Below are 12268 nucleotides of genomic sequence, written 5' to 3' on the forward strand. Positions count from 1 at the left end.
CGGCGCTCAGCGCTGGACGCAGCTCTCCTCGGACAGGCCGCGCCGGTCGGGGTCGTCGACGTCGATCGCGAGCACCCGGACGCACACGCGCGGTGCTGCGGGGTCCACGCCCTCGAGCGTGAGCTCCGTGACGCCCGCGCCGGCCTGCAGGAGCGCGGCCCGTGCCGGGTCGGCCGGGTAGGGGTCGACCACGACGAAGGTCGCGGTGCCCCCGCTGGGGTCGGTCCAGCTCACCTGCAGGCTGGTGCCGCGGTCGACCGTCACGACGTCGGTCGGGGTGATCGTCGGGTCGGACACCTCGGCCTGCACGGGGCCGGTCGGCTCGGGCAGCGGGCCCTCGTGCTCCGGCACGACGACCACCGTGGGATCGGGCGTCGGCGCCGCGGTGGGCTCCGCGACCCGCGCCGCCGGGCCCCACAGCGTGACGGCGACGCCCACGGCGCTGCCGATGAGGACGGCGCCGCCCATGAACGCCGCCACCGGCACCCACGCGGGGCGTCGGCCGCGTGCGGGAGGGTCGGCCGGGTCGTCGTCGGGTTCGCCCGGCGCGGGGAGCGCGGCCGGGTGCAGGCCGGTGACCTCGTCGTCGACGGGTGCCGGCGACGGCGCGTCCAGCAGGAGCGAGAGCGCCGACGGGGCGAGGGCGTGGTCGTCCTCGGGCTGCACGGGCGGCAGCTCGACGCGCGGCAGCGCCGCGGATGGAGCTGCGGACGGTGCCGCGGGTGCGGCCTCGGACGCGGCCGACGCGACGCCCGCCGCGACCACCGGCGTGCCCCGCACCGGCGTGTCCGGGGCGGGGTCGGGCGCGGGGGCCTCGGGGGACCACGAGCGGGTCTCGGTGGGCAGCGCGAGCAGGCCGGCGTGCACGTCCTCGGCGGTCGCGTACCGGTCCGCGCGCGCCGGGGCCAGGCAGCGGTCGACGAGCGTGAGCAGGGCCTCGGGCACGTCCGTGCGACGCACGTGGCGCCGCTCACCGGTGCGGACCCGGCGCAGGTACCCCAGCGCCGTGTCGTCGGCCGGGTCCGGGGCGGCGAAGGGGGCGCGTCCGTCGAGCAGGGTGAACAGCGTCGACCCCAGGGACCAGACGTCGTCGGTCACGTCGGGCTCCAGCCCGTCGAGCACCTGCGGGGACGCGTGCCGGTAGCTGAACCGCTCGAGGGAGGCCGTGTGCCCGGCGTCGGCCATGCGCGCGATGCCGAAGTCGGTCAGCACGTACGACGTGGGCAGCAGCAGGACGTTCTGGGGCTTGACGTCGCGGTGCAGGACGCCGTGCGCGTGCGCGAACCGCAGCGCGTCGGCGACGGCCGTGCCCGCCGCGACGACCTCGGCGACCGGCAGCGGACCGTGGCTGCGCAGCCGGTCGTGCAGCGACCCGAGGTCGTGGAAGTCCATGACGAGGCACGGGTGTCCCTGGGCCGTGGTGGCCGTGTCGAGGACCGACACGACGTGCGGGTGCTGGCGCCCGAGGCGCACCGTGATCTCCAGCTCGCGCGCGAACCGGGCGGTCGTCGCCGGGTCGGTCTCGAGGAGCACCTTGATCGCGACGTCGCGGTGCAGCGCCGCCTGCCGGGCCCGGTACACCACCGAGTCCCCGCCGCGCGCGACCTCGCGCACGTCCGTGTAGCCGGGCAGGCCGAGGTCGACCTCGGGCCGGGTCGTCCGCGCCGGTGCGGGCGCCCACAGCTCGTCGTCGTCCATCGCTCCTCGGTCCCACCCCTCGTCGGACGCGTCCGGCGTCCCCGGCCCGAGACTAGCGGCGCGGGTCCAGCGTGCCGTCGCCCGGTCCGGTGAGCGCGCGCCACAGCGACTGCGCCTGGATCCCGACCTCCTCGCCGGCGGTGACCAGCAGGGCACCCGGGGTGTTGAGCACGCCGGCGGCTCCGCCGAGCTCGAACGCCGGCTGCATGCGCTCGGTGAACCGTGCGTGGAAGTCGGTGCCCTGCATGGCCTCGTTGATCTCGGTGCCCGCCCAGGTGCCCGCGCTCCACGAGACGCCCAGGGCGGCGCTGCCCAGCCCCAGGCCGGGCACGAACCCCCCGGCCCCGAGCACCGCGGAGACGCCGTTGTCGACCATGCCGTGCAGGTCGCCCTCACCGTAGGCGCGGTAGGCGCCGTACGCGTCCGACACGACGCCGACCGCCGCCGCTCCCTGCAGCACGCCTCCCACGGCAGGCCCGATCTGGGCGTCCTGCATGATGCCGAACGCCTGGTCCAGCACGCGGTACGGCGTCGCGGTGGTGATGTTGCCCCACCTCGCGGCCGCGGCCGCCACCGCGCCGACGTCCGTGACGGTGGTGACGTGGCCCAGGTGTCCCAGCGCCTGGCCGACGACGTCGTGCGCACGGTCGATCGCCGCGCGCAGCCCGTCCGTCGACGACGCGGTGCCGCTCACCGGGCCCGGGGCGGCGCCCGCACCCGTCCCCGCGGCGCTCGCGGCCTCCTGACCGTCCGCCTCGTCGAGCAGCCGCAGCGCGGCCTCCTGCATGCGCTGGGCGCAGACCAGCAGCACCCGTGCGTGCAGGGTCGCCCACTCGTCGCGGGCCCGCACGGCGTCCTGGCCGTGCCACCGCAGGGTCTCGAGCGCCTCACCGGTGCGCCGGGCGCACGCGGTGAGCTCGCCCGCGGCCTCGTGCAGCGCGGCGGCCTGCCGGCGCAGGGCGGTGGTGTCGGCGCCGTGCAACGCGTCGGTCATGGTGGCCCCTCGTGCGTGGTGCTCGTCGTGGTGGGTGTCGGGTGACACCCCGAGCGTGACCGAGGAGCGTCGGGCGCGTCGAGGGCGGGCGGGGTGGAAGGTTCCGGCGCGTCGGGGGTGCGACGCGCGGGGCGCCCGACGTGCGACGTCCCGGCGCGCGTGCGAGCGTCGGACGGTCCCCGAGGAAAGGACCTGCTCCCCATGACGTTCACCGTCGACGACGCCCCCTGGTGGACCGGCGCCGTGGTCTACCAGATCTACCCGCGGTCCTTCCAGGACTCCGACGGCGACGGCGTCGGCGACCTGCGCGGGGTCCTGCAGCGCGTGGACCACCTCGCCGAGCTCGGCGTGGACGTCGTGTGGTTCTCCCCGGTGTACCGCAGCCCGCAGGACGACAACGGGTACGACATCTCCGACTACCAGGACGTCGACCCGCTGTTCGGCACCCTGGAGGACCTCGACGAGGTCGTGGCCGCGCTGCACGAGCGCGGCATCAAGGTGGTCATGGACCTCGTCGTCAACCACACGAGCGACGAGCACCCGTGGTTCGTGGAGTCACGGTCGTCCGTGGACTCCCCGAAGCGCGACTGGTACTGGTGGCGGCCGGCGCGCGCGGGCATGACGGCCGGTGCGCCGGGCGCCGAGCCGACCAACTGGGCGTCGTTCTTCTCCGGCCCCGCCTGGCAGCTCGACGAGGCCACCGGCGAGTACTACCTGCACCTGTTCAGCCGCAAGCAGCCGGACCTCAACTGGGAGAACCCGCAGGTCCGGCAGGCCGTCTACGCGATGATGCGCTGGTGGCTCGACCGGGGGGTCGACGGGTTCCGCATGGACGTCATCAACCTGATCTCCAAGGTCGTCGACGACGACGGGCACCTCGTCGACGGTCCGGTGACCAGCGGCGCGCTGGGCGACGGGTCGGGGCAGTACGTCAACGGCCCGCGGCTGCACGAGTTCCTCCAGGAGATGCACCACGAGGTCTTCGACGGGCGCCGTGACGGCCTGCTGCTGGTGGGGGAGACCCCGGGGGCGACGGTGGACGACGCGGTGCTGTTCACCGACCCGGGGCGCCGGGAGCTCGACATGGTGTTCACCTTCGAGCACGTCGGCCTCGACCACGGGCCGGGCGGCAAGTACGACCCGGTGCCGCTCGACCTGCGGGACCTCAAGGCCGTGCTCGGTCGCTGGCAGGCCGGCCTCGCCGGCACGGGCTGGAACTCCCTCTACTGGGACAACCACGACCAGCCGCGCATCGTGTCGCGGTTCGGCGACGACGGCGAGCACCGCCGCGAGTCCGCCACGATGCTCGCGACCGTCCTGCACCTGCACCGCGGCACGCCGTACGTCTACCAGGGCGAGGAGCTCGGGATGACGAACGCGCACTTCACCTCGTTCGACGACTACCGCGACATCGAGGCTCTGCGGTACGCCGAGGAGGCGCGCGCCCTGGGCCACGTCGACGACGACCGCATCCTGGCCGGGCTGGCGGCCATGAGCCGCGACAACGCGCGCACCCCGGTGCAGTGGGACGCCTCACCGCACGCCGGGTTCACCGCGGGCGAGCCGTGGCTGCCGGTGAACCCGAACCACCGGGACGTCAACGCCGAGGCGGAGCGCGCCGACCCCGCCTCGGTCTTCCACCACTACCGCCGGCTGATCGAGCTGCGGCACGAGGACGCGACCGTGCGGCTCGGTGACTTCACGATGCTGCTGGCGGACCACCCGCACGTGTACGCGTTCACGCGCGAGCTCGCGGGCGACGCGCTCCTCGTCCTGGGCAACTTCACGGCGGAGCGCCAGGAGGTCGACGTCGACCCGTCGTGGGACGGCGCGGACGTCGTGCTGGGCAACCTGCCGGAGCCGGCGGTGCCGGCGGCCGGTCGTGTCCGGCTCGCGGGCTGGGAGGCCGTGGTGCTGCGACGCACGGCATAGTGCCCGCATGGGCAAGGTCCACGAGCACATCGACGAGCGCATGCGCACCTGGTTGCTGGCGCAGCACGTGTTCTTCGTCGCGACAGCGCCGACCGGTCCCGACGGGCACGTGAACGTCTCGCCCAAGGGTGTCGGCGGCACGTTCGCGGTCCTCGACGAGCACACGGTCGCGTACGTGGACCTCACGGCCTCGGGCTCGGAGACCATCGCCCACCTGCGCCAGAACGGCCGCATCACCCTGATGTTCTGCGCGTTCGACGGACCGCCCGACATCGTGCGCCTGCACGGCCGCGGGCGGTTCGTCACGCTGTACGACGACGGGTTCGAGGACCTGCTCACGCGCTTCGACGGCGGCGTGGACGAGGCGCGCGGCGCCCGCGCCGTCGTGGTGGTCGACGTCCAGCGCGTCTCGAGCTCGTGCGGGTACGGCGTCCCGCTCATGGAGCACCGGGGTGAGCGGGACCTGCTGCCGGCGTTCATGGCCCGCAAGGGCCCCGACGGCCGCGCCGCGTACCGACGGATGAAGAACCGCACGAGCATCGACGGGCTCCCCGGCTTCGACATGGACCCCGCGCCCCCGCAGGGGTGACGCGGCGACGTCGGCGGGAGGTCAGTCGCGCTCGACGTCGACGACGACGCGCACCGGGTCGGCCAGCACGAGGACCCGGAAGCCGCGCGGCCCGTCGTCGACGCCGATGAAGGACTGGCTCATGCCCTCGAACGTCAGCGGACGCACGACGTGCTCGACGTCGCCGCCGTCGGGGCGCAGGTCCTGGGAGAACTCCTGCGGGCCGCCCTCCATCGGGTAGGTCGTGCCGATGAGGACGACCTGCAGGATCGCGTCGCCGTCGACCGGGCGCACCGCACCGCTCGGGTCCTCGACCGCCTGGTCGACGTAGCCCACGCGGTAGCCGGGCGTGCCCTCGCCGCCCGTGAGCTCGTAGACGACGCGGTCGTACCCGTCGTGCTCACCGGTGCGCACGTCGGTCACGACGTAGAACAGGCCGTCGCCCTCGGAGGTCGGCTCGGTGCCCGGTGCGCTGAAGGCACCGAGGTCGTCGGTGGGCTCGGCCGCCGCCGGCGCCGTGGGTGACGGCGAGTCCGCGGCCGTCGGGGTGGGCGACGCGGTCGCGGTCGGCGCGGGGGTGGGCGTCGTCGCCGACTCCTGCGGGGCACCGCCGGCGCCGCCGCACGCGGCGAGGAGGAGCGCGAGCACCACTCCCGTGGTCGTCGTGCGCGCCCTGCGTGCCGTCGTGCCCACGGTCCACCGTCCTCGTCGTCGTCGCGGTGCGTCCTCCCCACCGTACGGCGCGCACCCCCTGCCGGCCCTGCGGCCCGGGCTCACCCGGCGAGTCGCTCGACCGCGGCCGCGAACAGGGCGGGGGACCGACGAGCCACGGGGACCAGCGCCGGCCGCAGCGGGGAGCCCGCCCACGCCACGAGGGCCGACGTGAGGAGGCGGTAGTCGCGGGTCGCGGCCCACCACGCGCGCTCGTAGGCCGCCGGGTCGTCGAGCGTGGCGACGGCGGCCACGGCCTGGGCGAGGCCGACGCGCAGGCCCTCGCCGGTGAGGGCGTCGACGTACCCCGAGGCGTCGCCGACGAGCCGGACCGGCCCGAGCGCACGCCGCGTGCTGACCTGGCGCAGCGGGCCCGCCCCCCGGACGGGACCTGCGGTCGTGCCCTCGAGCCGGGCGGCGAGCTCGGGGAGCGCCGCGAGCGCGTCGTCCAGCGTGACCCCCCGGGGTCCGAGCAGCGCGATGCCGACGAGGTCGGGCGCGACGGGTGTCACGTAGACCTCCGCGACGGGTGACCAGTGGACCTCGACGAGGTCGGTCCACGGGGCCAGCGCGTGGTGCCGGCGCAGGCCGTAGCGGCGCCGGTCGGGCCCGCGGCGCGCACGCACGGGAGAGGGTCGGTCGAGCCCCAGGACGCGTCGGACCGTCGAGTGCAGCCCGTCGCACGCGAGCAGGTGACGCGCGGTGATGCCGGCGACCTCGACGCCGGTCGGCGTCCTGCGCACGTCGTCGGCGCGCCCCGCGACCGTGACCGCGCCCAGGGCGGCGGCCCGCTCCCGCAGCGCGTCGTGCAGGACGGTCCGGCGCACGCCGCGCCCGGGTGCGCCGCGGAAGCGGTGGTCGACGTACCCGCCGGGGGAGCGGTAGCTGATGCCGGTGATCGGCTGCCCGACGGGGTCGACGTCCCACCCGCGCAGCAGCCGCAGCGCCCCGGGCATGAGGCCCTCGCCGCACGCCTTGTCGATCGTCCCGGCCCGCGGCTCGAGGACCACGACCTCGTGACCGCGCCGCCGCGCCTCGATCGCGGCGGCGAGCCCCACGGGCCCGCCCCCGACGACCAGCACGTCGGTGTCCGGCACGGCGCGCGGCCTACGCCCGCCCGGACGCGGTCTGCAGGGCGCGCTCCTCGGCGGGGATGCGGAAGCGCAGCAGCAGCACGGCGTTGAGGACCGTGAAGACGAGCGCGGTGACCCAGGCGGTGTGGACGAGCGGCAGCGCGATGCCCTCCACGACGACCGCGACGTAGTTCGGGTGGCGGAACCAGCGGTAGGGCCCGCGGTCCACGAGGGGCAGCCCGGGCACGACGACGACCCGGGTGTTCCAGCGCGGTCCGAGCGTCCCGATGCACCACCAGCGCAGCGCCTGGCTGGCCACGACGAGCGCGAGCGCCGGCCACCCGAGCCACGGCAGGAAGGGGCGGTCGGCGACCAGCACCTCGACGACGCACGCCACGAGCAGCGCGGTGTGCAGGAGCACCATGGCGGGGAAGTGGCCGCGTCCGCTCTCGACGCCGCCGCGCTCGAACGACCAGCGGGCGTTGCGGGCGGAGACGACGAGCTCGGCGAGGCGCTCGACGGCGGTGAGTCCGACGACGGTCAGGTAGAGGGGGATCATGGCCTCAGCCTGCCGTGGGCCAGTGCAGGAGCACCATCTCCGCGCTGACCCCGGGGCCGAACGCCAGCAGCACCCCCGGCGAGCCGGCGGGCACCCCGGCGCGCTGCGTGCGGTCGAGCACGTCGAGGACGGACGCCGAGGACAGGTTGCCCACCGCGGCCAGCGACGCCCGGCTCGCGTCGAGCGACCCGGCCGGCAGGGCCAGCGACTCCTCGACCGCGTCGAGGATCCGCGGTCCGCCGGCGTGCACGACCCACCGGCCCACGTCACCGGTCTTCAGGCCGTGCGCGGCGAGGAGCCCCTCGACGTCGGCGGGGAGCTCGGCGCGCACGACGTCGGGCAGCCGGGCGGACAGCACGATGCGGAACCCGGACGCGCCGACCTGCCACCCCAGGTCGCCCGCGGTCCCCGGGTACAGCCTGCTGCGGGTGGCCACCACCTGGGGGCCCGTCGCACCCGCGGCGGCGGGGTGCGCGTCGCCGACGAGCACCGCGACCGCGGCACCGTCGCCGAAGAGCCCGCTGGCGACCATGGCGGCCGGGTCGACGTCGCCGTGCTGCAGCGTCAGCGAGCACAGCTCGAGGCAGACGAGCAGCGCCGTGTCGTGCGGGTGGCCCGTGAGGTAGTCGTGCACGCGGGCCAGGCCCGCGGCGCCCCCCGCGCAGCCGAGGCCGAAGGAGGGCAGCCGCTTGACGTCGCTGCGCAGCCCGAGACGCTCGACGAGCGCGGCGTCGACCGACGGCGCGCCGATCCCGGTGACCGACGTGAACAGGACGAGGTCGACCTCCTGCGGGTCGGTGCCCGCCCGCGTGAGCGCCTCACGTGCGGCGCGGGCGGCGAGGTCGGTGCCGATCGTCAGGTGCAGGTCGTTCGCCCGCCCGAAGTCCCGGACCCCCGCGTACTCCTCGGGCGCGAGCGCGAGGTGCCGGGTGGTCACCCCGCTGTTGCGGTGCAGGCGGCGCAGCATCGTCGCGGCCCGCTCGTCGTCGCCCGCGACGAGGGGGACCACGACCTCGGTGATGGCGCTCTGGTCGTACGGCAGCCCCGGGAACACGGGGGCGACGGCCAGGACGCGTGACATGCCGGAATCGTGCCACGCGGTCCCCCGGACGGCGCGGGGAGGCTACGGTCGCCTCGTGCCCGACCCCTCCGGACCGACCACGCCGCGCGGCGGCCCTGCCACCGCGACCGCGCCGGCCCGGGTGGCCGCGCTCGCGCGCGCCTCGCACCTCGGGCCGACGGTGGTGGTGACGGGGCTGTGCACCGCGCTCGCGGTCGGCGTGGGTGCGCCGCCGCCCACCGTGCTGCTGGTGCTGGGGGTCGTCCTGGCGGGTCAGCTGTCGATCGGGTGGTCGAACGACTGGCTGGACGCCGCGCGCGACCGCGCCGTCGGGCGCGCGGACAAGCCCGTGGTGAGCGGAGGCGTCACCCCCGCCACGCTGCGGACGGCGGCGCTGGTCGCGCTGGTGATGAGCGTCCTGCTGTCCCTGCCGGCAGGCCCGGCCGCCGTCCTCGCGCACGGCACGGCCGTCGCCATGGGGTGGGCCTACAACCTCGGTCTCAAGGCCACGGTGGCGTCGTGGGTGCCGTACGCGGTCGCCTTCGGGCTGTTCCCGGCGTTCGTGGTGCTGGCGCTGCCGGGGTCCGCGCTGCCGGCCGGCTGGCTCGTGGCCGTGGGTGCGCTGCTCGGCGTGGGTGCCCACCTCGCCAACGTCCTGCCCGACCTGGAGGACGATGCCGCCACGGGCGTGCGCGGGCTCCCGCACCGGCTGGGGCGCCGGCGCACCGGCGTGCTGGCGCCCGCCGTCCTGGCGGTCGCCGTCGTCGTCGCGGTGGTGGGACCCCCGGGCGAGCCCGGGGCGGCGCCGCTCGCCGTGGGCGTCCTGGCCGTGGTGCTCGCGGCCACCGGAGGGGTGGCCGGCGTCGTCCGGGCACGGAGCCGGCTGCCGTTCACGCTGGCGATGGCCGTGGCGGCGCTGTGCGTCCTGGTGCTCGTCTCGGGTGGGGCCGACGGCGCCGTGACCTGAGGCGCCTCTTCCATCTGCTGGACACGTGAACCGACATGTGAGACGGCCGAGGGGGGAAGTGACATCGCCCGGGCACAGGCGTAGGGTGGCCGACGTGCAGATGATCCTCGTAGTACTTCCTGAGCGCGCCGGCTGACGCCACCCGCACAGGTCGCTCGTCGCGCGCGCTCGCCCCTCGTCCAGCCCGGTGCCCGGGTCGAGGGGCTTTTTCGTGCCCGGCGTCCGCCCGGCGCGGCCCTCCGCACCGGACGACCACCACCCGCACTCGACCCGCAGGAGACGACGATGGTCCAGGGTCCCCATCCCGCACCCCCGCGCACGGTCGTGCGCCCCGTGCGCCCGACCGCCGACGGGCTGCCCCGTCCCGCTGAGGAGCCCGCCGAGGCGCAGCGACGCGTCGGGCCCGAGCAGGTCACCGGCGCGCAGTCGATCGTCCGGTCGCTGGAGGAGGCGGGCGTCGAGGTCGTCTTCGGGATCCCGGGCGGCGCGATCCTGCCCACGTACGACCCCCTCATGGACTCCTCGCGCGTGCGGCACATCCTCGTGCGGCACGAGCAGGGCGGCGGTCACGCGGCGGCGGGCTACGCGTACGCGTCGGGCAAGGTCGGCGTGACCATGGCGACGTCGGGTCCGGGTGCGACCAACCTCGTGACGGCCATCGCCGACGCCAACATGGACTCGGTGCCGATGGTCGCGATCACCGGCCAGGTCGGCGCGTCGATGATCGGCACGGACGCGTTCCAGGAGGCCGACATCGTCGGCATCACCCTGCCCGTCACCAAGCACAACTACCTCGTGACGGACCCGGACGACATCCCGCGCACGATCGCGGAGGCGTTCCACATCGCGTCCACGGGCCGCCCCGGCCCGGTCCTGGTCGACATCGCGAAGTCCGCGATGCAGGCGCGGACGACGTTCGCCTGGCCGCAGGACATCGCGCTGCCCGGCTACCACCCGGTGACCAAGCCGCACGCCAAGCAGATCCGCGAGGCCGCACGCCTCATCGCCACCTCGCGCCGACCCGTGCTGTACGTCGGCGGCGGGGTCGTCCGGTCCGGGGCGTCCGACCTGCTGCGCCGGCTCACCGACGCGTCCGGCGCGCCCGTGGTCACCACCCTCATGGCCCGGGGGGCGCTGCCCGACTCCCACCCGCAGAACCTCGGCATGCCCGGCATGCACGGCACCGTGGCAGCCGTCGCGGCGCTGCAGAAGGCCGACCTCGTCGTGGCCCTCGGCGCACGCTTCGACGACCGCGTGACGGGCCTGCTGTCCTCGTTCGCCCCGCACGCGACCGTCGTGCACGCCGACATCGACCCGGCGGAGATCGGCAAGAACAAGCGCGCCGACGTGCCGATCGTCGGCGACCTGCGCGAGGTCATCGCCGACCTGCTGCCCGAGCTGGAGCGCGAGCACGGCCAGCACGGCAAGCCCGACCTCGAGGCGTGGTGGCGGCAGCTCGACGCCTGGCGCGAGACCTTCCCGCTGGGGTTCGACGAGCCGTCGGACGGCCACCTGGCCCCGCAGCACGTCATCTCGCGCATCGGGGAGATCTCCGGCCCGGAGTCGATCTTCGTCTCGGGCGTCGGCCAGCACCAGATGTGGGCGGCGCAGTTCATCAAGTACGAGCGCCCCGGCGCCTGGGTGAACTCCGGCGGGCTGGGCACCATGGGCTTCTCGGTGCCCGCCGCGATGGGCGCCAAGGTCGGGGACCCCGAGCGCACGGTGTGGGCCATCGACGGTGACGGCTGCTTCCAGATGACCAACCAGGAGCTCGCCACCTGCACGATCAACGAGATCCCGATCAAGGTCGCCGTCATCAACAACAGCTCGCTCGGCATGGTCCGCCAGTGGCAGACCCTGTTCTACGAGTCGCGCTACTCCAACACGGACCTGCACACGGGGCACGGGACCGCGCGCGTCCCCGACTTCGTCAAGCTCGCCGACGCGTACGGCGCGGTGGGCCTGCGGTGCGAGACCAAGGCGGACGTGGACGCCACCATCAAGCGGGCGATGGAGATCGACGACCGGCCCGTGGTGGTCGACTTCACGGTGTCGCGCGACGCGATGGTGTGGCCGATGGTGGCCGCCGGCGTCAGCAACGACGCCATCCAGTACGCGCGCGGCATCAGCCCCGCGTGGGACCGCGAGGACTGAGGAAGGAAGCCGAGCCATGACCCGCCACACCCTGTCCGTCCTCGTCGAGAACAAGCCCGGCGTGCTCACGCGCGTCGCCGGTCTGTTCGCGCGGCGCTCGTTCAACATCCACTCCCTCGCGGTCGGCCCGACCGAGCACGAGGAGATCAGCCGCATCACGGTCGTCGTCGACGTCGACGCGCTCCCGCTGGAGCAGGTGACCAAGCAGCTCAACAAGCTGGTCAACGTCATCAAGATCGTCGAGCTCGAGGATGCCGCGTCGGTGCAGCGCGAGCTGCTGCTCGTCAAGGTCAAGGCGGACGTCGCCCAGCGCACCCACGTGCTCGAGGTCGTCCAGCTGTTCCGCGCGCACGTCGTGGACGTCGTGCCCGACACCGTCGTCATCGAGGCGACGGGCGGTCCGGGCAAGCTCGACGCGCTGCTCACGGCCCTGGAGCCCTTCGGCATCCGTGAGATCGTGCAGTCCGGCACCGTCGCCATCGGCCGCGGCTCGCGGTCCATCACCGACCGCGCGCTCGAGCGCGTGAGCCGGTCCGCCTGACCTGCCCCACC

11 protein-coding genes are annotated in these 12268 nt (G+C 75.0%); 5 read left to right on the top strand and 6 right to left on the bottom strand.

Annotated features, from left to right (window positions below; translation table 11 throughout):
* Window positions 1-6 precede the first annotated feature (6 nt).
* The gene (locus Cph01nite_RS09360) at window positions 7-1698 is read right to left on the bottom strand and encodes a serine/threonine-protein kinase (protein ID WP_203673531.1); all 1692 of its coding nucleotides are present in this window, start codon (window positions 1696-1698) and stop codon (window positions 7-9) included.
* 52 nt (window positions 1699-1750) lie between these two features.
* Complete coding sequence (locus tag Cph01nite_RS09365; protein WP_203673532.1) at window positions 1751-2692, bottom strand: hypothetical protein; 942 nt, start codon at window positions 2690-2692, stop codon at window positions 1751-1753.
* 201 nt (window positions 2693-2893) lie between these two features.
* On the opposite strand from Cph01nite_RS09365, the gene Cph01nite_RS09370 reads away from it, so the two are divergent.
* Together Cph01nite_RS09370 and Cph01nite_RS09375 are read left to right on the top strand one after the other, a co-directional pair.
* The gene (locus Cph01nite_RS09370; RefSeq protein ID WP_203673533.1) at window positions 2894-4624 is read left to right on the top strand and encodes a glycoside hydrolase family 13 protein; all 1731 of its coding nucleotides are present in this window, start codon (window positions 2894-2896) and stop codon (window positions 4622-4624) included.
* Window positions 4625-4631: 7 nt separating this feature from the next.
* Entirely contained in the window at window positions 4632-5213 is a 582-nt protein-coding gene (locus Cph01nite_RS09375) for a pyridoxamine 5'-phosphate oxidase family protein (RefSeq protein ID WP_203673534.1), read from the top strand.
* A gap of 21 nt (window positions 5214-5234) precedes the next feature.
* On the opposite strand, the gene Cph01nite_RS09380 is transcribed toward Cph01nite_RS09375, so the two are convergent.
* The 4 genes from Cph01nite_RS09380 to Cph01nite_RS09395 all read right to left on the bottom strand — a co-directional run bounded on the left by Cph01nite_RS09380 (window position 5235) and on the right by Cph01nite_RS09395 (window position 8616).
* Window positions 5235-5885 (bottom strand): AMIN-like domain-containing (lipo)protein, encoded by a 651-nt coding sequence (locus tag Cph01nite_RS09380; protein WP_203673535.1) that lies wholly within the window; start codon window positions 5883-5885, stop codon window positions 5235-5237.
* A gap of 80 nt (window positions 5886-5965) precedes the next feature.
* Window positions 5966-7000, bottom strand: a complete 1035-nt coding sequence (locus Cph01nite_RS09385) for an NAD(P)/FAD-dependent oxidoreductase (RefSeq protein WP_203673536.1) — start codon at window positions 6998-7000, stop codon at window positions 5966-5968.
* A 10-nt stretch (window positions 7001-7010) separates the two neighbouring features.
* Window positions 7011-7535 carry an isoprenylcysteine carboxyl methyltransferase family protein gene (locus tag Cph01nite_RS09390; RefSeq protein WP_203673537.1) on the bottom strand — a complete coding sequence of 175 codons (525 nt, stop codon included), beginning with the start codon at window positions 7533-7535 and terminating at the stop codon, window positions 7011-7013.
* Window positions 7536-7539: 4 nt separating this feature from the next.
* The gene (locus tag Cph01nite_RS09395; protein ID WP_203673538.1) at window positions 7540-8616 is read right to left on the bottom strand and encodes a type III polyketide synthase; all 1077 of its coding nucleotides are present in this window, start codon (window positions 8614-8616) and stop codon (window positions 7540-7542) included.
* Window positions 8617-8671: 55 nt separating this feature from the next.
* Here Cph01nite_RS09395 and Cph01nite_RS09400 point away from each other — a divergent pair, with 55 nt between their 5' ends.
* The 3 genes from Cph01nite_RS09400 (at window position 8672) to ilvN (ending at window position 12257) form a co-directional block, all read left to right on the top strand.
* Window positions 8672-9562, top strand: a complete 891-nt coding sequence (locus tag Cph01nite_RS09400; RefSeq protein ID WP_239069163.1) for a UbiA family prenyltransferase — start codon at window positions 8672-8674, stop codon at window positions 9560-9562.
* A 285-nt stretch (window positions 9563-9847) separates the two neighbouring features.
* Window positions 9848-11716, top strand: a complete 1869-nt coding sequence (locus Cph01nite_RS09405; RefSeq protein WP_203673540.1) for an acetolactate synthase large subunit — start codon at window positions 9848-9850, stop codon at window positions 11714-11716.
* Window positions 11717-11732: 16 nt separating this feature from the next.
* On the top strand, window positions 11733-12257 hold the full coding sequence (gene ilvN, locus Cph01nite_RS09410; protein WP_203673541.1) for an acetolactate synthase small subunit: 525 nt from the start codon (window positions 11733-11735) through the stop codon (window positions 12255-12257).
* Window positions 12258-12268 lie beyond the last annotated feature (11 nt).

It is taken from the genome of Cellulomonas phragmiteti (genome assembly GCF_016862775.1).
Lineage (GTDB): Bacteria > Actinomycetota > Actinomycetes > Actinomycetales > Cellulomonadaceae > Cellulomonas > Cellulomonas phragmiteti.